The organism is Sphingomonas zeae, from assembly GCF_014197135.1.
Taxonomy (GTDB): Bacteria; Pseudomonadota; Alphaproteobacteria; order Sphingomonadales; family Sphingomonadaceae; genus Sphingomonas; species Sphingomonas zeae.
This window is the reverse complement of the sequence record NZ_JACIFA010000010.1, coordinates 107,259-126,553: the sequence shown is the minus strand read 5'-3', so window position 1 is coordinate 126,553 and position 19,295 is coordinate 107,259. Positions and strand designations below refer to the sequence as shown.

19 protein-coding genes are annotated in these 19,295 nt (G+C 64.8%); 17 read left to right on the top strand and 2 right to left on the bottom strand.

The window, feature by feature from the left end; all coding sequences use genetic code 11:
• Positions 1 to 118: 118 nt before the first annotated feature.
• A complete protein-coding gene (locus tag GGR45_RS14745; protein ID WP_017980797.1) occupies positions 119 to 1,366 on the top strand; it encodes a cytochrome P450 in 1,248 nt (415 codons plus the stop codon).
• Positions 1,367 to 1,439: 73 nt separating this feature from the next.
• On the opposite strand, the gene GGR45_RS14740 is transcribed toward GGR45_RS14745, so the two are convergent.
• Positions 1,440 to 1,856, bottom strand: a complete 417-nt coding sequence (locus GGR45_RS14740; protein WP_017980798.1) for a MerR family transcriptional regulator — start codon at positions 1,854 to 1,856, stop codon at positions 1,440 to 1,442.
• Between the two features lie 62 nt (positions 1,857 to 1,918).
• On the opposite strand from GGR45_RS14740, the gene GGR45_RS14735 reads away from it, so the two are divergent.
• The 3 genes from GGR45_RS14735 to GGR45_RS14730 all read left to right on the top strand — a co-directional run bounded on the left by GGR45_RS14735 (position 1,919) and on the right by GGR45_RS14730 (position 4,021).
• The gene (locus GGR45_RS14735; RefSeq protein WP_017980799.1) at positions 1,919 to 2,335 is read left to right on the top strand and encodes a mercuric transporter MerT family protein; all 417 of its coding nucleotides are present in this window, start codon (positions 1,919 to 1,921) and stop codon (positions 2,333 to 2,335) included.
• A complete protein-coding gene (locus GGR45_RS19850; RefSeq protein WP_081609171.1) occupies positions 2,335 to 2,556 on the top strand; it encodes a GDCCVxC domain-containing (seleno)protein in 222 nt (73 codons plus the stop codon). The genes GGR45_RS14735 and GGR45_RS19850 overlap by 1 nt, the downstream gene beginning before the upstream one ends.
• A 262-nt stretch (positions 2,557 to 2,818) precedes the next feature.
• Complete coding sequence (locus tag GGR45_RS14730) at positions 2,819 to 4,021, top strand: aspartyl protease family protein (protein ID WP_081609172.1); 1,203 nt, start codon at positions 2,819 to 2,821, stop codon at positions 4,019 to 4,021.
• On the opposite strand, the gene GGR45_RS14725 is transcribed toward GGR45_RS14730, so the two are convergent.
• On the bottom strand, positions 4,015 to 4,431 hold the full coding sequence (locus GGR45_RS14725) for a MerR family transcriptional regulator (protein WP_004212867.1): 417 nt from the start codon (positions 4,429 to 4,431) through the stop codon (positions 4,015 to 4,017). The two genes, GGR45_RS14730 and GGR45_RS14725, sit on opposite strands and share 7 nt — an antisense overlap.
• Positions 4,432 to 4,509: 78 nt before the next feature.
• Between GGR45_RS14725 and GGR45_RS14720 the strand changes: the two genes are divergently transcribed.
• The 13 genes from GGR45_RS14720 (at position 4,510) to GGR45_RS14660 (ending at position 19,154) form a co-directional block, all read left to right on the top strand.
• Complete coding sequence (locus GGR45_RS14720; RefSeq protein ID WP_004212870.1) at positions 4,510 to 5,136, top strand: cation efflux transmembrane domain-containing protein; 627 nt, start codon at positions 4,510 to 4,512, stop codon at positions 5,134 to 5,136.
• A complete protein-coding gene (locus tag GGR45_RS14715; RefSeq protein ID WP_020486673.1) occupies positions 5,136 to 7,103 on the top strand; it encodes a cytochrome c/FTR1 family iron permease in 1,968 nt (655 codons plus the stop codon). Before GGR45_RS14720 ends, GGR45_RS14715 begins: the two co-directional genes overlap by 1 nt.
• A 73-nt stretch (positions 7,104 to 7,176) precedes the next feature.
• Positions 7,177 to 7,473 (top strand): hypothetical protein, encoded by a 297-nt coding sequence (locus tag GGR45_RS14710; RefSeq protein WP_017980802.1) that lies wholly within the window; start codon positions 7,177 to 7,179, stop codon positions 7,471 to 7,473.
• A gap of 60 nt (positions 7,474 to 7,533) precedes the next feature.
• Positions 7,534 to 8,811: a TolC family protein gene (locus tag GGR45_RS14705; protein WP_004212875.1), complete on the top strand. Its 1,278-nt coding sequence runs from the start codon at positions 7,534 to 7,536 to the stop codon at positions 8,809 to 8,811.
• A complete protein-coding gene (locus GGR45_RS14700) occupies positions 8,811 to 9,989 on the top strand; it encodes an efflux RND transporter periplasmic adaptor subunit (RefSeq protein WP_004212877.1) in 1,179 nt (392 codons plus the stop codon). Before GGR45_RS14705 ends, GGR45_RS14700 begins: the two co-directional genes overlap by 1 nt.
• Before the next feature lie 3 nt (positions 9,990 to 9,992).
• Entirely contained in the window at positions 9,993 to 13,238 is a 3,246-nt protein-coding gene (locus GGR45_RS14695; protein ID WP_004212878.1) for an efflux RND transporter permease subunit, read from the top strand.
• A gap of 53 nt (positions 13,239 to 13,291) precedes the next feature.
• The gene (locus tag GGR45_RS14690; RefSeq protein ID WP_004212879.1) at positions 13,292 to 13,780 is read left to right on the top strand and encodes an SRPBCC domain-containing protein; all 489 of its coding nucleotides are present in this window, start codon (positions 13,292 to 13,294) and stop codon (positions 13,778 to 13,780) included.
• Positions 13,777 to 14,154: a hypothetical protein gene (locus GGR45_RS14685; RefSeq protein ID WP_004212880.1), complete on the top strand. Its 378-nt coding sequence runs from the start codon at positions 13,777 to 13,779 to the stop codon at positions 14,152 to 14,154. Before GGR45_RS14690 ends, GGR45_RS14685 begins: the two co-directional genes overlap by 4 nt.
• A 47-nt stretch (positions 14,155 to 14,201) precedes the next feature.
• Positions 14,202 to 14,615 carry a hypothetical protein gene (locus GGR45_RS14680; protein ID WP_004212881.1) on the top strand — a complete coding sequence of 138 codons (414 nt, stop codon included), beginning with the start codon at positions 14,202 to 14,204 and terminating at the stop codon, positions 14,613 to 14,615.
• 3 nt (positions 14,616 to 14,618) lie between these two features.
• The gene (locus tag GGR45_RS14675; RefSeq protein ID WP_042469170.1) at positions 14,619 to 15,305 is read left to right on the top strand and encodes a ZIP family metal transporter; all 687 of its coding nucleotides are present in this window, start codon (positions 14,619 to 14,621) and stop codon (positions 15,303 to 15,305) included.
• Positions 15,302 to 15,910: a cation efflux transmembrane domain-containing protein gene (locus GGR45_RS14670; protein WP_004212885.1), complete on the top strand. Its 609-nt coding sequence runs from the start codon at positions 15,302 to 15,304 to the stop codon at positions 15,908 to 15,910. Before GGR45_RS14675 ends, GGR45_RS14670 begins: the two co-directional genes overlap by 4 nt.
• On the top strand, positions 15,907 to 18,408 hold the full coding sequence (locus GGR45_RS14665; RefSeq protein WP_004212886.1) for a heavy metal translocating P-type ATPase: 2,502 nt from the start codon (positions 15,907 to 15,909) through the stop codon (positions 18,406 to 18,408). Before GGR45_RS14670 ends, GGR45_RS14665 begins: the two co-directional genes overlap by 4 nt.
• Positions 18,405 to 19,154, top strand: a complete 750-nt coding sequence (locus GGR45_RS14660; RefSeq protein WP_042469173.1) for an HAD-IIB family hydrolase — start codon at positions 18,405 to 18,407, stop codon at positions 19,152 to 19,154. The genes GGR45_RS14665 and GGR45_RS14660 overlap by 4 nt, the downstream gene beginning before the upstream one ends.
• Positions 19,155 to 19,295: the final 141 nt, after the last annotated feature.

Below are 19,295 nucleotides of genomic sequence, written 5' to 3'. Positions count from 1 at the left end.
ACGCCTCGGCCGCGCCTGCTCCGCCCTGATCGTCCTCGTTCGTCACCTGTCGTGAGCCTGCAACCCGTGATATTCCTCCGAGTTAATCAAAGGAGACCCAACAATCACCGGACCGGTCATGCCTAAGACACCACACACGAAAGGCCCGGACGAAACCCTTTCTCTCCTCGCCGATCCCTATCGGTTCATCTCCAGGCAGTGCCAGCGCCTAGGCGCAAACGCTTTTGAATCCCGTTTCCTGCTGAAAAAGACCAACTGCCTTAAGGGGGCCAAGGCCGCCGAAATCTTCTACGATACGACCCGCTTCGAGCGCGAAGGTGCCATGCCGGTCGCTATTCAGAAGACACTGCTGGGCCAAGGCGGCGTTCAGGGTCTGGACGGCGAGACCCATCGGCACCGCAAGCAGATGTTCATGGGCCTGATGACACCAGAGCGCGTGCGGGCGCTGGCGCAATTGTTCGAGGCCGAGTGGCGCAGGGCGGTGCCGGGCTGGACGCGCAAAGGAGAGATCGTCTTCTATGACGAGTTGCATGAGCCGCTGACGCGAGCGGTATGCGCTTGGGCGGGAGTTCCTCTTCCGGACGATGAAGCCGGCAACCGCGCGGGCGAGCTGCGGGCGCTGTTCGACGCCGCCGGCTCGGCGAGCCCAAGGCATCTTTGGTCACGGCTGGCCCGTCGTCGCGTCGACGCATGGGCGAAGCGGATCATTGAAGGCATTCGGGCCGGGAGCATCGGCTCGGGCTCGGGGACCGCGGCTTACGCGATAGCCTGGCATCGCGACCGGCACGACGATCTTCTTTCGCCGCACGTCGCAGCGGTCGAACTGGTAAATGTCCTTCGCCCGACCGTCGCGATCGCAGTGTACATCACCTTCGTCGCCCACGCGCTGCAAACCTGTTCAGGGATCAGGGCGGCCTTGGTTCAGCAGCCGGACTATGCCGAGCTCTTCGTCCAAGAGGTCCGCCGATTCTATCCCTTCTTTCCCGCTGTGGTGGCGCGCGCGAGCCAAGATTTCGAGTGGGAGGGGATGGCCTTTCCGGAAGGGCGTCAAGTGGTGCTAGACCTTTATGGGAGCAATCACGACGCAGCGACCTGGGCCGACCCCCAGGAGTTTCGCCCTGAGCGTTTCAGGGCTTGGGACGAAGACTCCTTCAACTTCATTCCGCAGGGCGGCGGCGATCACTATCTCGGCCATCGCTGTCCCGGCGAATGGATCGTCCTCGCGATCATGAAGGTGGCGGCACACCTCCTCGTCAACGCGATGCGCTATGACGTACCGGACCAAGACCTGAGCATCGATTTCGCCAGGCTGCCAGCGCTTCCGAAAAGCGGCTTCGTGATGCGCAACGTCCACATAGGTGGCTAGGGCCGCGTGCCGTGGTGATGGTGATCGGCTCCGTTATCGACCGTTTGCGCGAGTACGGGGTGCGATGCGACATCTACGCAGTCGAATGTTGGTTCAGCAAGTCGATCACGGCGCACCTCGCCGCCCCGTCGCCTTCGCAACGGTCGATGGTCGCAGCCAGCAGGCTTTCTAGTTGCGCCAGATCCTCCATCTTAGCGCGCACACGCTCTAGATGGTGAGCCGCGATCTCGCGGACCTCACTGCATGACGCCTGCGCAGAACCGCCAAGAGACAGGATCGCGCGCACCTCGGCCGGGGAGAAGCCGAGTTCGCGCGCGCGACGGACGAACCCAAGTGCGCGGACGTGACCGGTCCCATATACCCGCCGCCCGCCGCTTGTGCGGGGTGGCGTTGCGAGAACACCAACGCGCTCGAAGTACCGGATCGTCTCGATATTCACGCCAGTCCGGCGAGACAGCTCGCCGATCGTGATGCTTTCCTCAACGCGCATATATTGCTTGCTCCTGTAGTCACTACAGGATGCATAACGGGCTAACCCGCTAGAGGCGATAGATGAACCAAGAGACCATCCCGCGTGAACCCCTAGGCGCACCAACGTCACGACGTCGCGCCGACACGGGGCTATCCGCCCTCGGCGCGCTTGCGAGCTTAGCCGCTGTTCTAGCTGCGGCGTCATGCTGCGTCCTGCCCCTCGCACTCGCGGCGCTCGGCCTGGGGGCGGGCCTGTCCAGCAACTTCGCCGCGCTGATACCACTACGGTGGCCGCTAACGGCGACCTCCCTCATCGGCTTGGCTGCTGGGTGGTGGGCCTACGCGCAGCGGCGGAGGTCCTGTGCTGGGGACCGGTCCTGCACAATGCCGCTGCCCTCGCGCGCGACACCTATCCTGCTCGCGATCGGAACGGTTCTGACGCTTATCGCGTTCGCCTGGGACCTCCTAGAAGCGCCGCTGATGAACGCGCTTTCCTGATGCAGCTCACCTCAACCCTGACCTGTCCCAAATGCGGCGGGGTGGCCACCGAAAGGATGCCCACCAACGCCTGCCAATTCTTCTATGATTGCCGGCATTGCGCGGTGGTGCTGCGGCCCCTGGCTGGCGACTGCTGCGTGTTCTGCTCATTTGGCGATGTCCCATGCCCTCCGATCCAGGAAGCGAAAGCAAACGGGACTGTGGCGGGCTGCTGCGGGTGAGGCGATAGCTTCACGTTTCTTCGTGAACTGGGGTCCTGCTCGCCAAGGTCGCGCAAGCGAAATTGCCTACTTCGGTCTTATTCGACCGGTTCCTGACCTGCCTCAACTGCTCATTTTCGAGAGGGCATTTGAACAGGATAGCATTTCGGGCGCTTCAAAAACCCTTGCTCCTCCAGTTGCTAGAGCATGTAACCGCAATTTGCTCTCCTGCGGACGGGGGGCTGGAGGTGGCTTTTTGACGGCCCGTGTTGAAGCAATCGGTATGTCTCGACGCTCATTAGTGGCGCGGCTGGTGGCCTGTGGAACCGGCTTGGTGCTCGGTTCTCCAACGCTCGCGCGACAGACTTCCCGGTCTGCGGCCTCGTGGAACTTCGGCGCGGCTCACCTCGAATGGGAGCCGCTGGAAGTCGGCACGGGTGATACCCTCCTTGTTTCGGCACAAGTGCGCGGAGTGCCGGCGCGGGCGGTGCTCGACAGTGGCAGCGGCGCGTCGATCATGAGCACGGCGCTCGCGACGAAGCTCGGCTTGAACAATGGTGAGCGGCGCATGATTAGCGGGCTGAGCGCCAAGGCCCCGGTGCTGCTGGTCCGCGACATCGACGTACAGCTCGCCCGCGAAACCCGTCGCTTACCCTTTGCCGTTGTTGGTGATCTGAGTTCAGTGTCGGCGGCCTTCGGACGACCGATCGACGTTCTCCTCGGTGCCGATATGTTCACGGGCAGCTGCATCGCGCTCGATTTCGCGAACAGGCGTATGGCGGTCGTCAAGTCAGGCACGTTTCTCGCCGGCCCCGACTGGCGCGCTGTCGCGCTCGGACGCGGTGCCAAGCAGGAGCTGTTCATCCGGGCCTCCGTCGAGGGCCTGTCTCCCGTGCCCTTGATGATCGATCTTGGCAGCTCGGCCGCGCTGATGCTCTCGTCGGCCTATGCCCGCGATCAAGGGCTGTTGAACGGGAAGCTCGTCTCGACCGCGGCGATCGGCGGCGTCGATGGCGTGCGGGTCAACGATGCTTTCACAACCCAGAACATCAACATTGAAGGGCTTGGCGTCTCGAACGTCCCCACACTCGGGATGAGAGCTTGGCTCTCCACCAGCACGGTTGGCAATGTCGGCCTACCGCTGATCGCTCAATTCGACGTGGTGTTCGACGTGACCGCCGGATTCGTGTGGCTCCGGCCACTCGGTCCTCGTCGTCGCCTGCCGATGCTGAAGGACCGTAGCGGCCTTGGCCTCGCAGCCTCACCAACGGCGCTCACCGTCGTTCATGTGGCGGCGAACAGTCCCGCGGAAAAGGCTGGCTGGGCGGTTGGCGACCGGATCGTGGCGGTGAACGGCCATTCGATCGATGCGAACTATACGCGTGGGGAGCTCTGGCAAGTGCGCTCCCGGCCTGCTGGCACCCTCGTAAAGCTGACGATAGCCTCGGGTGATGTGCGCGACCTCAGGCTAGCCGACTATTACTGATCGGCTTGAGGGTGGCCTTTGCCGATCGCCTTCATGATCCGACAATCGGCCATGCGCGCCTTGGTGCAGCTCTGGCTGAGCATTGCCAACTCATCCCGCAACACCGCGAGTTGCGCCAGCCTCTCCTCAACATCCTTGAGGTGCTGAGCAGCGATAGCTGAGGCGGCACCACAATCCTGGTCCGGGTTCTGCGCCAGCCCCATCAACGATCGTATTTCGTCGACCGAAAAGCCGAGCCGGCGACCGTTGCGGATGAAGTGCAAACGCTCGATGTCGCTGGCATCATAGGTTCTACGGCCCGACGCCGTGCGCGGGGCGGAGCGCAGCAACCCGATCGACTCATAAAACCGGATCGTCGTCACTTTTGTCGACGTCTCGCTGGCGAGCTGCCCAATCATCACCGGCTTCATCATGCCATCCTTGCTAATGCGAACGTGTCGCACATTTCGCTTGCTTCTACAGCGACTGGAGGTGGTAAGGAAGGCCGCATGAATGCTTCTACCGAAAGCTGCGGGTGCCACGGGGAGCCCGCGCGCGCGCAAACCGATCCGGCCTATCGCCGTGCGCTGCTGACCGTCGTGGTGCTCAACCTCGGCTTCGGAGTCGCCGAGCTGTTCGGCGGGTTCATCGCCGATAGCCAAGCGCTGAAAGCGGATTCCCTCGATTTTCTCGGGGACGGGTCGATCAGCCTTATCGGTCTTCTCGCGCTTGCCTGGTCCGCACGGGCGAGGGCAAAGGTCGCGCTGACGCAGGGGTTGTTTCTCGGTGCGCTTGGCGTGGGCGTAATCGGTTTCGCGATTTGGCGCGCCCTGAACGCAACCGCGCCGGATGCCGAACTGATGGGCACAATCGGCGTTGTCGCGCTCGCGATCAATGTCGTGTCCGCCTTGGTGCTTGCGCGTTTCCGGGAAGGGGACGCCAATGTTCGCGCGATCTGGCTGTTCAGCCGCAACGACGCGCTCGCCAATGTCGCGGTGATCGCCGCGGCCGGTCTGGTGGCGTGGACAGGAAGCGCCTGGCCGGACCTCGCCGTCGCCGGCCTCATCGCCCTCCTGTTCCTCCACTCCGCTTATGAAATCGTCACTGGCGCTCGGCGCGAACTGGGAGAGCGGTAGTGCGTCTGCTCACCTTGATCCGGGCAATGCTCTCGCTGCGGCTGCTCGCCGCGCTCGCTGCGCTGCTGATCCCTGCTGCGGCATTCGCCGAACCCGGCGACGTGCAAACCGCATGGCGGCTGCTCGACTATATGGCCGTCGATTATGGAGGCGCGGTCGCGAACGGTCGGATCAAGAGCGCGTCGGAATACGCCGAAATGAATGAGTTTGCCGCGTCGGTCTCGACACGGCTTCAAGGCCTGCCGGCGAAGCCGGAGCGCCAAGCCCTCATTCAGCGGGCCGCCAACCTCCAAGCGGTAATCGCGGAAAAGGGATCGACTGAACAGGTGGCAACACTGGCGCACGGGCTCGCGGCCGATCTGCTGCGCGCCTACCCGGTGCCGCTCGCGCCCGATAAGGCTCCGAACCTCGTCTCCGGCCATGCCCTGTTCCAACAATCCTGCGCGTCCTGTCACGGCATGACGGGCAACGGCCGTGGCCCCGACGCCGCCAAGCTCGCGACACCCCCGATCGCCTTTACCGATGCCGAACGTGCGCGCCAGCGCAGCGTCTTCGCGCTCTATCAGGTGGTGACGCAGGGCATCGACGGGACGGCGATGCAGAGCTTCGCCGATCTGCCGAACGATCAGCGCTGGGCGGTAGCATTCCGAGCCGGGAGCTTCGCCTTCACGGACGCGCAGGCGCGCGAAGGCGAGCGGCTGTGGAAATCCGATCCGACCCTTCGCCGTCGCATCCCGGACCTGAAAACCCTGGTCGCACTCACCCCGGCCGCGCTCGGCGCGGCGATCGGCGACGCCAAGGCTGACGCCGTGCTCGCGTTCCTGCGTCGCCACCCTGAACAGGTGATGCAACAGGCTCCCGGCTCGCTCGCGGTCGCCCGCGCCAAACTCGCCGAAAGCGTGGCCGCTGCCCGGCGTGGCGATGCGCGGATGGCAAAAGAGCTGGCGCTGTCAGCCTATCTCGATGGGTTCGAGCCGATCGAACCAACGCTCACCGCGCGCGACGCGACGCTGATGGGCCGAATCGAGGGCGCCATGGGGGAGTTCCGCGCCGCGATCGACCGGGGCGCATCGCCCGATGATCTCGCGGAGAAGGTCACGGTGCTGGGCGGCTTTTTCGATGATGCAGAAGCGGCGCTCGCGCCCGATGCCGCCACCGAGGCGTCCACGTTCCTGGGCGCGTTCACGATCCTGCTGCGTGAAGGGCTCGAAGCCCTGCTCATCGTCGTCGCCATGATCGCGTTCCTGCGTAAAGCCGAGCGCGGCGAGGCGCTGCGGTACGTGCATGGCGGCTGGGTCAGCGCGATCATCGCGGGCGGGATCACCTGGGCGGTCGCCACCTATGCGATCGGGATCAGCGGTGCGAGCCGGGAGCTGACGGAAGGGTTTGGCTCGCTGTTCGCCGCGGTCGTGCTGCTCTCGGTCGGGATTTGGATGCACGGCAAGGCGCAGGCCGATCAGTGGCAGCGCTATATTCGCGAGAAGATGTCGCGGGCGCTCTCGGGCGGGTCGGGCTGGTTCCTGTTCGGGCTGGCGTTCGTCGTAGTTTATCGCGAGGTCTTCGAGACGATCCTGTTCTATGCCGCGCTTTCGGCGCAAGGTGACAACGGGATGCTTCTCGCGGGGGCCGGGTCGGCGATTGGACTGCTCAGCCTGATCGCTTGGGCCATGCTTCGCTACAGTCGCAAGCTGCCGATCGCGCAGTTCTTCCGCTATAGCTCCTGGCTCATGGCGGTCCTGACCGTCGTGCTGGCGGGTAAAGGCGTCGCCGCGCTCCAGGAAGCCGGCCTTATCAACATCGCACCGCTCGCGGACGTGCCACGGCTGTCGATGCTCGGCGTGTTTCCCACTTGGCAATCGGTGCTGGCGCAACTCCTGATGGCGGTCGCCATTGCGGTCGGGTTCGCCTGGAACGGGCGCGACCGATCCCGCTCGGGTTCCGGCTCAGTGACCCTTGGTTCGAATTAGTGCAATGACATGAAAACCCTTCCGTGATAGAGGCAAGCTAGTGCGAGCCTTTTTGCCTTTCCTGACATGCCTGATGCTGGTCCTGACCAGCTTCTCCGGCATGGCCCATGCCGCCGATCTGGCGGGGGGAAGCATCGCGGGCATTGAGTTCACGGTCCATACCGCCGGTGACATCGATCAGGTGCCATCGGACTCGGACAAGAATGTCCCGCATCATCACAATTATTGTCACGGACACGACGTCGGCGCGCCTGCGCGCACGACGATGGAATATACCCCCGTCCTCACAGTGCCCAAGCCGACAATCTCCGCCTCTGCGTCGCTCGACGGCCGCACCGGCATGGTCCATTTGAGGCCCCCCCAAGCCTGACGTCCGATTTGGGCGTGCGTTGGCGCGCCCCTGTCGATCATCGTCAGGAGTCCTATTTTCATGAATCGTATCCTCGCGGCCATGCTGGCCGCAGCGTCTTGCGCCACGATGGCGCAGGCGCAGGTCGGACCGTCCGCGCCTGTTGCGCAGGATGCGCCGGTCTACACGCTTGACCAAGCGGTCAGTGCAGCGGGCGGTTCGGCCCCTGCTGCGGAAGCGGCGACAGCTGGAATCGACGCGGCCCGTGCAGGTCGCACAGTCGCCGGCTTGCGGCCCAATCCGGTGGTTCAAGGCCAAGTCGAGAATGTCATCGGCTCCGGGCCGTATCGGGGGGTCCGCAGCGCGGAAACCACGGTCGGCTTTGCGATCCCGATCGAGCTAGGCGGCAAGCGCGGCGCCCGCGTCGCGGTCGCCAATGCGCAATTGTCCCGGGCCGAGATCCAGGCCGCGATCATCGCGGCGGATGTCCGGCTTCAGGTAACGCAGCTCTATGTCGAAGCGGTCGCGGCCGATCGCCGGGTAATGACAGCCCGCGATCAGGCCCGGATCGCCAGCGATGCGCTGCGGGCCGCGAGCGTTCGCGTGCAGGCAGGGCGGGCATCGCCACTCGAGCAACAGCGCGCGGATGTCGCGCGTATCAATGCCGACGCCAATGTGGAGCGGCAGCTTCGCTTGGCCGAGGCGGCCCGCGCCAATCTGGCGCGTCGGATCGGACGGCCGATCGACGGCCTGCTCGATGACACGCTGCTCGATCGCCTTCCCGGTGTGAACGTCTATGGGCCGTTGGCACCGGTCAACACGACCGGCACACTCGCGCTGGCGGCAGCCAACGCGGATTTCTCCATTGCCGAAGCCGGCGTGCGGCTCGCGCGCGCCAATCGCGTGCCTGACCTGAACGTCGGGCCGTCGATCCGCCGCCTGGAAGCGACCAACGACATGGCGGCGGTGTTCAGCGTGTCGATCCCGATCCCGGTGTTCAACAATGGTCGCGCCGCGATTGCGCAGGCGACCGCGCAGCGGACCCAGGCGGATGCGCAGCGCCGCGTGACCGCGCTCGACATCGAACAGGCGATCACGGACGCGCAGGCGCAGGCGGCCAATGCCGCAACGACGGCTCGTGCGGCGTCGGGGCCGGCGCTGGCGGCTGCACAGGAGGCCGCCCGCATCGCGCGGATCGGCTATCGCGAGGGCAAGTTCGGCCAGCTCGAATTGCTCGATGCTGAACGCACGCTCGCCGAAACGCGGGTCGCCGCGATCGACGCGCTTGCCAATTACCAGAATGCCCGCGCGCAAGTGGAGCGACTGACCGCTCGTGCGCCCAATGGGGGGAATCAGTGATGAAGAGCTTTTATCTCGCGGGCGCGGCGTCGCTCGCCCTGCTCTTGGCTGCCTGCGGCGGCAAGGATGGCGGAAACGAGGCAACTGCCGAAGGCGCAGCTGCCAATGAGACGGCAGCGGGCACGGAAAAGGGCGGTGCTGAAGGCGGTCATGCCGGTGAAGGCGTCGTCACATTGGGTGCCGACCAGATCGCCACAGCGGGCGTCCAGGTCGGACGGCCGATCATCGGCGGGGCCGGGACGATCGAGCTGCCCGCGATCATCGAGGGCGACCCACAGGGAACGCAGGTCGTCTCGGCCGCAATTGCGGGACGCGTGGTCGCGCTCACCCGTAACCTCGGCCAATCGGTCGGACGCGGCCAGACCATTGCGGTCATCGAAAGCCGCGAGGCGGCGCAGATCAAGGGCGAGGTCGAGGCGGCGCGGGCGCGGCTTCAGCTCGCTAATTCGAACCTCGCGCGCGAACAGCGGCTGTTCGCGCAGAGAGTCTCCCCTGAACAGGATCTGATCGCCGCCCGCACAGCGGCGACGGAGGCGCGGATCGCCCTGACGCAGGCGCAGAGCATGGTTTCGGCGGCGGGTGTCGGCGGCGGCGGGCTCAACCGGCTCGGCATTGCCGCGCCGATCTCGGGCCAGATCATTGCGCGCCCCGTGACGCTGGGACAAACGGTCGCGGCGGATGCCGAACTCTATCGCATCGCCAACCTGAGCCAGGTGTCGATCGCGCTTAATCTCAAGCCCGAGGATGCGGGCCGGGTGCGTCCCGGCAATACGGTGCTGGTGAAGGCGGCAGGCCGTCAGGCGACCGCCCGCGTGACCTTCGTGTCGCCGGCGCTTGATCCGCAGACGCGGCTCGTGCCTGCGCTCGCCACCCTCGACAATCGCGGTGGCGAATGGCGGGTCGGCGAGCCTGTGACGGCAGCCGTGCAGCTCACGGGCAGCGGCGGGAGCGGGGCGGTCCGCGTGCCGACGACGGCGGTCCAGAGTTTCGAGGGCAAGTCGGTCGTGTTCGTGCGCACGCCCACCGGCTTCAAGGCGACCCCGGTCCAGCTCGGCGATGCGTCGGGCGACACGGTGATCGTCCGGTCGGGCCTGACCGGCAACGAACAGATCGCCACCACCGGAAGTTTCACGCTCAAGGCCGAGATCGGCAAGGGCGAAGCGAGCCACGAGGATTAAGCCATGATCGCCCGTATCGTAACCTGGGCGGTCGAGAAGCGCTGGCTAGTCCTGCTCCTCACCGTCATCGTCGCCGCCATCGGCGCCTTTTCCCTCTACCGGCTACCGATCGACGCGGTGCCGGACATCACCAACAATCAGGTCCAGATCAACGTCCGCGCGCCTGCCCTCTCGCCCGAGCTGGTCGAGAAGCAGGTGTCGTTTCCAATCGAAACCGCGCTCGCCGGCACCCCCGGCCTGGAATATACGCGCTCGTTGAGCCGCAACGGCTTCGCGCAGATCACGGCGGTCTTTTCGGACGCGACGGACATCTATTTCGCCCGCCAGCAGGTGGGCGAGCGTCTGCGGGGCGTGCAAGAGAATCTGCCCGACGGCGTGAACCCTGAAATGGGTCCGATCGCGACAGGCCTGGGCGAGGTGTACATGTACACCGTTCGTCTCGATCATCGCGAGGACGACAAGCACAAGCCCGGTGAACCGGGCCAACAGCCCGATGGCAGCTACATCACGCCAGAGGGCGAGCGACTGACGACCGAAGAGGACAAGGCGACCTACCTGCGCACCGCGCAGGACTGGATCGTGACGCCGCTTCTGAAGACCACACCGGGCCTCGCCGGTGTCGACTCGATTGGCGGTTACGCCAAGCAGTTCCTCGTCGTGCCCGACGTGCAGAAGCTGGCCTCGCTCGGCATCACGCTGACGGACCTGGGAAATGCGCTGGAGCGCAATAACACCAGCGTCGGCGGTGGCTTCGTCAATCGCAATGGCGAAGGTCTGGCTGTTCGCTCGGATGCGCTCGTTCGCAATGCCAGCGAGTTGGCCAGGACCGTGATCGCGACACGTAACGGCGTGCCGATCACGGTCGAACAAGTTGCGACTGTGAAGACGGGTCAGGCGATCCGCATGGGTTCGGCATCGGAGAACGGTACCGAAGTCGTCGTCGGCACGGCGATCATGCGGATCGGCGAGAACAGCCGCATCGTGTCGACCGCGGTCGCTGAGAAACTGAAGACGATCAACGCTTCGCTGCCTCCTGACGTCGTAATTCAGCCGGTGCTGAACCGCACCGAGCTGGTCAATTCGACGATCAAGACGGTCGCGAAAAACCTGTCCGAAGGCGCGGTGCTGGTCATCGTCGTGCTCTTCCTGCTGCTCGGCAACTTCCGTGCGGCCCTGATCGCGGCGTTGGTCATCCCGATCACCATGATGCTGACAGGCTTTGGTATGCTGCGCGCTGGGGTCTCGGCCAATCTGATGAGCCTTGGGGCTTTGGACTTCGGTCTGATCGTCGACGGCGCCGTCATCATTGTCGAAAACGCGCTGCGCCGGCTTGCCGAGCAACAGCATCATGAAGGCCGATTGCTCAGCGTCAAGGAACGGCTCGCGACCGTGGCAGCCGCTGCGCGTGAGATGATCCGTCCCTCTGTGTACGGGCAGGCAATCATCATCCTCGTCTACGTACCGCTGCTCACGCTGACCGGCGTGGAGGGTAAAACGTTCGGACCGATGGCGCTGACCGTCATCATCGCGCTCGCCTTCGCCTTCATCCTCTCTCTCACCTTCGTGCCGGCGATGATTGCGATCTGGCTGTCGAAGAAGGTCGAGGAGAAGGACGGCCGCATCATCACGTGGCTGAAGAAGCGCTACGAACCCGGTCTCGACCGGGCCATGAAGCGCCCGACGCTGACGATCGGTGCGGGTGTGGGAAGCCTTGTGGTGGCGGCGCTTGCTTTCACTACGCTCGGCTCGGTGTTCCTGCCGCAGCTCGACGAAGGCGATTTGCTGATCCAGTCGCTCCGCATTCCGGCAACGTCGGTCCAGCAGAGCCAGGCGATGCAGGTGCCGATCGAGCGGATGATGTCGAAGCAGCCGGAGGTGCAATTCGTCTATTCCAAGACGGGCACCGCCGAGCTGGCGGCCGACCCGATGCCGCCGAACGCGACCGACATGTTCGTCATCCTGAAGCCGCGCAAGGATTGGCCGGATCCTGAGCTTCCCAAGGAGGAGCTGGTCAGCCGGATCGAGGGTAATCTCGCGAAGATTCCGGGAAATGCCTACGAGATCACCCAGCCCATCCAGATGCGCTTCAACGAGCTGATCGCCGGCGTGCGCGGCGACATCGCGGTGAAGGTGTTCGGGGACGACTTCAACCAGATGAACCGGACGGCCGAGCAAATCGCGGCGGTGCTGCGCAGAACGCAAGGCGCAGCGGACGTGAAGGTGGAGCAGACGACCGGTCTTCCCATGCTCGACATTCGCGTCAACCGCGACGCGATGGCGCGGTTGGGCGTTACGGCTCAGGATGTGCAGGACACCGTGACTGCGACGATCGGCGGGCGAACATCGGGCCAGATCTTCGAGGGCGACCGTCGCTTCCCCGTGGTGATCCGCCTGTCGGAGGCGCAGCGTGCCGACATCGGCCTGCTCCAACAGGTGCAGGTGCCGGTGGCAGGCGGCGGCTATGTACCGCTGTCCAGCGTCGCCGAGATCAAGGTGGTCGATGGTCCGAACCAGATCAGCCGCGAGAACGGCAAGCGGCGCGTGGTGGTGCAAGCCAACGTGCGTGGCCGCGACGTCGGATCCGTCGTGGCGGATGCGCAGGCGGCGATCGGCAGCCAACTCCGGCTGCCTGCCGGCACCTATCTCGAATGGGGCGGCCAGTTCGAGAACCTCCAATCGGCAAGCGAACGGCTGAAGCTGGTCATTCCGGCTTGCTTCATCTTGATCCTGCTGCTCCTCTACGGGGCGTTGGGATCGGTCCGCGACGCCGCGATCGTGTTCACCGGCGTGCCTTTCGCGCTGGTGGGCGGCGTCCTGTTGCTGTTCCTGCGGGGCATGGACTTCTCGATCTCGGCGGCAGTGGGCTTCATCGCCCTCTCGGGCATCGCGGTCCTCAACGGCCTCGTCATGGTCAGCTCGATCCAAGATCTGATCCGATCAGGGATGAGCCGCGAGGAAGCCGCGCATGTTGGCGCGATGCAGCGTCTGCGACCCGTCATCATGACCGCGCTAGTCGCCAGCCTCGGCTTCGTGCCGATGGCGCTGGGCGAAGGCGCCGGCGCAGAGGTTCAAAAGCCTTTGGCGACGGTCGTCATCGGCGGTCTGATCTCGGCGACGCTTCTTACGCTGTTCGTGCTGCCGACACTCTATGCCCGGTTCGGGCAGAAAGTGATCGAGAAACCCGAGCACTACAATGAGGAGCATGAAGGGGACGACCACGGTCAGACCTTCGTGAACAACTTGGCCTGATGGATGGGCGGGGCGATCCGCGATCGCCCCGCCCATCTCTGGGAGATGGGGATATGCCTCGCACCATAACCAGCTCGATGCTTCACGGCGGGCCACTGCGCATCTGGTCGGCACTCACCGATCCGGATCATCGCCGGGCGTGGAGTCCGCTCGTATTTCTCGATGATCCGTCCCGGCTCGGCGACACAGAATGCACCTTTGCGATCCAGGGCATCACCCGGCCAATTCGGACGCCAGCACGGATTGATCGATTCGATAAACCGCACGCCTTCGCTTGGTCCTGCGGCATCCCCTATCTGTTCACGCTCGAAGAGCGGTACGAGCTGGCGGGGGACGATGGCGGCACCAGGCTAACGCATAGCTGCACGCTGCGCGGGGCGCTCTCCCTGCCGTTCGCGGCGATGATGTTGCGCCGCCTGCGATCCCTGATGGTCGAATCTGACGATCGCCTCGCAACCTATCTCCGCTGGCGGGTAGGTCAGCCTGCCCGGGCTATCAATCGTCAGCGCGTCCCCTTCCGCTACAGGAGGAAGGCGCGATGATGATGCACTGTAAGCGGGTGCTGCCCGCCGTCATCCTCGTTGTCGGGCTCGCGGCGTGCTCGGAAAGAAAGCCGCCAGCCCCGCCAACGGAGCAGCAGATCCATTCGTCCGACAGCGCCGTGGCGACCGGGGAAATGGGGCGGCATAGATATCGCTGTTCCGACGGGGAACCGCTGTTCGTCGATTACAAGGACAACGGCCTGCAGATCGATTTGCGGCGCTCCAACGGGGGACCGCCGATGATGCTGACCGCGCCAGCGCAGGGCCTGCAATATGTCGGCGAAACAGCCACCGCGACCTTCAAGGGGTCGCAGCTCACCATCGTGGAAGGCGATGGCCGTACCCGGATCTGCGAGCGGGAAGGCACGCGATGAACTGCCCTGCCTTCGAACGCCACAGGGCGCTTCGTCGGAAGAGACCGATGTCTGACACGTCGATTTCAAATGTGACAACCTTGTGCGGCCTGAATCGGGCCGGTCTGGCGATCGCGCGCCTCGGCGTCGTTCTCGTCTCCGGGGCGGTTATAGGGGCGTGTAATCCAGCGCCGACCCAGCCTACCGAGCCGGCGCATGAAAAGCATCTGACGTCGAAACTAATCGCGCAGCGCATCATGTACTGCGACGACGGCACACGCGCCGATGTCGACTTCATCGATGACGGCTTGAAAATGGCCGTCACCTGGCTGCCGAAGGGCAGGACCGAGATCCTGCGCGCGCAGCGAACCGGTGACGAGTTTCGCGGCGACCATTCGCGGGCTGTCGTGGCGGGCGGATCGATCGCGTTCACGCGACGCGGGAAGATCCGCGTCTGCCACCGAACCCCGGAGGAGTCCTAGGAAATGCAGGCACTGCTCTATACGCTTGCGCCTGTGCTGGCGGTCGTGCTCGGCGCGATTGTCGCGAGCCGCACCAAGTTGAAACCTGGCCTCGTGGCGGGCCTACAGCATCTCGCTGCCGGCGTCGTGTTCGCGGCGGCAGCGACCGAAATCCTGCCGCAGGTCAAGCATGAGGCATCGCCCAGCGCGACGTTGATCGGCGGGGCGGCGGGCGTCGCGACCATGCTGGGGCTCAAGGCTCTTGAGGCCCGCTTCAAGGGGCTGATGGCGCTACTCGCCGCGATCGGCATCGACATTCTGGTCGACGGCCTGGTGCTCGGCCTCGCTTTCGTGGCGGGCGAGAAGGCAGGTCTCCTGCTGACGATCGCGCTCACTCTGGAAGTGTTATTTCTGGGACTGACGCTGACCGACGAGCTGGCGGAAACCTATCGCTCGCGCTTGCGCATCATCGTGATCGTCTCGGCATTGGCCCTGCTGCTGCCGATCGGCGCGCTCGCTGCCGTGCCGGTCGCCGCGCTGTCGCCGGTGATGATCGCCGGCTTCCTCAGCTTCGGGCTGATGGCGCTGCTCTACCTCGTCACGGAGGAGTTGCTGGTCGAGGCGCACGAGAAACCCGACACCCCGCTCATCAGCTCGATGTTTTTCGTCGGCTTCCTGGCCCTGCTGACACTTGAGGAGATGATGGGATGATCCCGGGCAACGACAACAATGGCGGGCAGGAGCGCCGCACACTGTGGATCGTCCTGCTGCTGAACGCGGCGATCGCTGCGGGCTTCTTCGTTTCCGGCTTCTTCGCGGACTCGAGCGCGCTGATCGCCAACGGCGTCGACAACCTGTCCGATACGGCTGTGTATGCGCTGAGCCTTGTGGCGCTCACCCGGGGCCAGACATGGAAGACACGCGCCGCGGTCGCTTCGGGCGTCATGCTGCTGATCTTCGCGGGCGGCATCTTGATCGATGTCGGACGGCGCTACGTGCAGGGCAGCGAGCCCATCGGACCTACCATGATGGTCATGTCCGCGATCGCCGGCGTCGTGAATTACCTCTGCCTGCGGCTGCTCCAGCGCCTCAAGGATCCGGACGTCAATCTCCGGGCCGCAACCACCTTCAGCTTCAACGACTTCATTTCCAACGGCGGCATCCTGATCGCCGGCGTGCTGGTGCTGTGGTTGGGTACCAATTGGCCGGACCTGCTGGTCGGCTTCGCCACCGCCATCATCGCCATCAAGGGCGGTGTCGAAATCCTGCGCGACGCGCGCGCCGAAACCAAGAAAAGCGAAAGGAGGTCGTCATGAACGACAAGCTCGAACTCGACATTCCAGTGTTGTTGCCGGACCTTCCTGACGCGGCCGATGCCTGCCTGGACCGTCTCGTATCAACCCTGTCAAAGCGCGAAGGTGTCGAGCGGGCGCATGTGATCTGTCTCGACGGCAACACGCCAGCGGCGCTGTGCATCCATTTCGATGCCGCCAAGCTGCCGCTGCCACGGTTGCGCGAAATGGTGCGCGCCGCAGGTGCCGAAATCACCGAGCGCTACGGCCATGCGATCTGGCAGGTGACGGGGATCAACCACGAACGTCGGGCGCGCACGGTCAGCGATGCGCTGTGCGCCTTGCCCGGCGTGGTCCAGGCAAGCGCCAGCACCAGCGGGTCTGTCCGGGTCGAATATGATCGCCGCGAAACCACCGAAGAGGAGGTGCGCGCTGCGCTTCGCAAGCTGAAGGTGAGGGTGGGCAAGCGGGTCGCTGCCGATGAACATGCCGGCCACGACCACGGCCCCGGGGGCCACGGCGCGGGCGAAGAGAAGCACGGCCCCGGCGATGGCCACGACCATAGCCACGCCGAATTTCTCGGCCCCAATACCGAGCTGATCTTCGCGCTCGCCTGTGGCGCGCTGCTGGGGATCGGCTACGCGATCGAGAGGCTGGTCGCTGGCGCGCCCGAATGGCTGCCGACCGCCTGCTATATCGCAGCCTATTTCTTCGGCGGATTCTTCACGCTGCGCGAGGCGATCGACAACCTCCGGATGAAGAAGTTCGAGATCGACACGCTGATGTTGGTCGCTGCGGCCGGCGCCGCTGCGCTGGGCGCATGGGCCGAAGGTGCGCTGCTGCTGTTCCTGTTCAGCCTCGGCCATGCGCTTGAGCATTATGCAATGGGCCGCGCCAAGAAGGCGATCGAGGCGCTGGCGAAGCTCGCGCCCGAAACCGCGACCGTGCGACGCGGCGGGCAGACCAGCGAAATCCCGGTCGAGCAGATGGTCGTCGGGGACATTGCCATCGTCCGCCCGAACGAGCGCCTGCCTGCCGACGGCTTCGTCATCAAGGGCACCAGCGCGATCAACCAGGCCCCGGTCACGGGTGAAAGCATCCCGGTCGACAAGGTGCCGGTCGCAGATGCCGCAGCGGCACGCGCCAAGCCCGATGCAGTCGACGCGGAAAGCCGGGTTTTTGCTGGTACGATCAACGGCGGCGGCGCGATCGAGATCGAGGTGACACGCCGTTCCAATGAAAGCGCGCTTGCCAAGGTCGTGAAGATGGTGAGCGAAGCGGAGACGCAGAAGTCGCCGACGCAGCGCTTCACCGACCGGTTCGAACGGATCTTCGTGCCCGCCGTCCTGGTCCTGTCAGTGCTCCTGCTGTTCGCATGGGTGGTCGTCGACGAGCCGTTCCGCGACAGCTTCTATCGCGCGATGGCGGTGCTGGTGGCGGCAAGCCCGTGCGCGCTCGCGATCGCAACGCCGAGCGCGGTCCTGTCGGGCGTTGCCCGTGCAGCGCGGGGCGGCGTGCTCGTGAAGGGCGGTGCACCGCTCGAAAACCTCGGGTCGCTCAAAGCGATCGCTTTCGACAAGACGGGCACGCTGACCGAAGGTCGTCCGCGCATCACTGATGTCGTGCCCGTCGATGGCGCCGATGAAGGCGAGTTGCTGGCGCTGGCTGTCGCCGTCGAAGCGTTGAGCGACCATCCCCTGGCCCAAGCGATCGTCAAGGACGGCCGCGAACGTCTGAACGATCGTGCCGTGCCGACTGCCGGCGACCTCAAGAGCCTGACCGGTCGGGGCGTCACCGCGAGCGTGGATGGCGAGACGGTGTGGATCGGCAAGGCCGAGATGTTCGGAAGTGAGGGCATTCCGGCGCTGGGGCAGGGCGCGCAGGACGCAATCGCGAAGCTGCGCGAGAACGGCCGCACGACAATGGTGGTCCGCAAGGGGGACCGCGACCTGGGCGCGATCGGCCTGATGGACACGCCTCGCGAAGCTGCCAAGACCGCGTTGCGTCGGCTGCACGAGATGGGCGTGTCGCGGATGATAATGATCTCCGGCGATCACCAGAAAGTCGCCGAAGCGATCGCCGACGAAGTCGGGATCGACGAAGCGTGGGGCGACCTCATGCCCGAAGACAAGGTTGCCGCGATCAAGAAGCTCGCCGGCGAAGACAAGGTCGCGATGGTGGGCGACGGCGTGAACGATGCGCCGGCGATGGCAAGCGCCACGGTCGGCATCGCGATGGGCGCGGCGGGGTCGGACGTTGCGCTGGAGACAGCCGACGTGGCGCTGATGGCCGACGATCTGGCGCACCTGCCATTCGCAGTCGGTCTTAGCCGCCATACCCGTGGAATCATCCGGCAGAACGTCTTCGTCAGCCTGGGTGTCGTCGCCTTCCTGGTGCCTGCTACCATCCTCGGCCTCGGCATTGGGCCAGCGGTGGCGGTTCATGAGGGATCGACGCTGCTCGTCGTCATCAATGCGCTCAGGCTGCTCGCCTACCGCGATCCGGCAGGGAAGGCGGCATGAAGTGGCTGATCGCCTTCGACCTCGACGGCACGCTTGCCGAGAGCAAGCGGCCGTTATCGGAGGATATGGCCGCAATCCTCGCCCGATTGCTCGCCATCACGGATGTGGCGGTGATCTCGGGCGGGGACTGGCCGCAGTTCGAAAAGCAGATCGCCTCGCGCCTTCCTGCCGGCGTCGCGCTCGACCGTCTCTGGTTGATGCCGACCACAGGCACGAAACTCTATCGGTTCATCAATGGCGCTTGGCGCGCGGTCTATGCCGAACTGTTCGACGACGCGGAGAAGGCGAAGATCCGCATGGCCTTCGATCAGGCGCTGACCGATGCCGGTCTCGCCGACGAACGTATCTGGGGCGAACGGATCGAGGACCGGGGCAGCCAGATCACCTTTTCGGGCCTGGGGCAGGCAGCGCCGCTGAAGGAAAAGGAAGCGTGGGATCCTGACCGAAAGAAGAGGACCGCGTTGCAGGCCACGTTGCGCGCGAAGCTGCCGGAGCTCTCGATCAATCTCGGTGGCACGACATCGATCGACGTGACCAGAGCAGGGATCGACAAGGGCTATGGCCTGAAGCGCCTGAGTGCCGAGAGCGGTGTCCCGCTCGACGGGATGCTGTTCATTGGGGATGCGATATTCCCCGGTGGGAATGACTATCCCGCTGCTGAAATCGGCCTCGACACAGTGAGGGTGCGCGACGTCGCGGAAACCACCGCCGTCGTGACCGCCATCATCGCGTGTCTGCACCGATAGGATCAAGATACATGGTCGGCTCCATCGCGGAATGCCGCATTGTCAAAGCTCTGGCTTCTGTCGCTTAGGGCAGCGCTTCCTAAAACGAAAAGAAGGCAATGTGCGCGTCTCCGCGAACAAAGCCTCCAGCGATCAATCTAA

What these genes read in the sequence shown, in the direction of transcription:
- GGR45_RS14690 (WP_004212879.1), top strand. Translation starts at nt 13,292, where the DNA reads ATGCCTCGCACCATAACCAGCTCGATGCTTCACGGCGGGCCACTGCGC.
- GGR45_RS14735 (WP_017980799.1), top strand. Translation starts at nt 1,919, where the DNA reads ATGAACCAAGAGACCATCCCGCGTGAACCCCTAGGCGCACCAACGTCA.
- GGR45_RS14665 (WP_004212886.1), top strand. Translation starts at nt 15,907, where the DNA reads ATGAACGACAAGCTCGAACTCGACATTCCAGTGTTGTTGCCGGACCTT.
- GGR45_RS14740 (WP_017980798.1), bottom strand. Translation starts at nt 1,856, where the DNA reads ATGCGCGTTGAGGAAAGCATCACGATCGGCGAGCTGTCTCGCCGGACT.
- GGR45_RS14720 (WP_004212870.1), top strand. Translation starts at nt 4,510, where the DNA reads ATGAATGCTTCTACCGAAAGCTGCGGGTGCCACGGGGAGCCCGCGCGC.
- GGR45_RS14685 (WP_004212880.1), top strand. Translation starts at nt 13,777, where the DNA reads ATGATGATGCACTGTAAGCGGGTGCTGCCCGCCGTCATCCTCGTTGTC.
- GGR45_RS14680 (WP_004212881.1), top strand. Translation starts at nt 14,202, where the DNA reads ATGTCTGACACGTCGATTTCAAATGTGACAACCTTGTGCGGCCTGAAT.
- GGR45_RS14700 (WP_004212877.1), top strand. Translation starts at nt 8,811, where the DNA reads ATGAAGAGCTTTTATCTCGCGGGCGCGGCGTCGCTCGCCCTGCTCTTG.
- GGR45_RS14710 (WP_017980802.1), top strand. Translation starts at nt 7,177, where the DNA reads ATGCTGGTCCTGACCAGCTTCTCCGGCATGGCCCATGCCGCCGATCTG.
- GGR45_RS14660 (WP_042469173.1), top strand. Translation starts at nt 18,405, where the DNA reads ATGAAGTGGCTGATCGCCTTCGACCTCGACGGCACGCTTGCCGAGAGC.
- GGR45_RS14695 (WP_004212878.1), top strand. Translation starts at nt 9,993, where the DNA reads ATGATCGCCCGTATCGTAACCTGGGCGGTCGAGAAGCGCTGGCTAGTC.
- GGR45_RS14745 (WP_017980797.1), top strand. Translation starts at nt 119, where the DNA reads ATGCCTAAGACACCACACACGAAAGGCCCGGACGAAACCCTTTCTCTC.
- GGR45_RS14730 (WP_081609172.1), top strand. Translation starts at nt 2,819, where the DNA reads ATGTCTCGACGCTCATTAGTGGCGCGGCTGGTGGCCTGTGGAACCGGC.
- GGR45_RS14725 (WP_004212867.1), bottom strand. Translation starts at nt 4,431, where the DNA reads ATGAAGCCGGTGATGATTGGGCAGCTCGCCAGCGAGACGTCGACAAAA.
- GGR45_RS14675 (WP_042469170.1), top strand. Translation starts at nt 14,619, where the DNA reads ATGCAGGCACTGCTCTATACGCTTGCGCCTGTGCTGGCGGTCGTGCTC.
- GGR45_RS14705 (WP_004212875.1), top strand. Translation starts at nt 7,534, where the DNA reads ATGAATCGTATCCTCGCGGCCATGCTGGCCGCAGCGTCTTGCGCCACG.
- GGR45_RS19850 (WP_081609171.1), top strand. Translation starts at nt 2,335, where the DNA reads ATGCAGCTCACCTCAACCCTGACCTGTCCCAAATGCGGCGGGGTGGCC.
- GGR45_RS14670 (WP_004212885.1), top strand. Translation starts at nt 15,302, where the DNA reads ATGATCCCGGGCAACGACAACAATGGCGGGCAGGAGCGCCGCACACTG.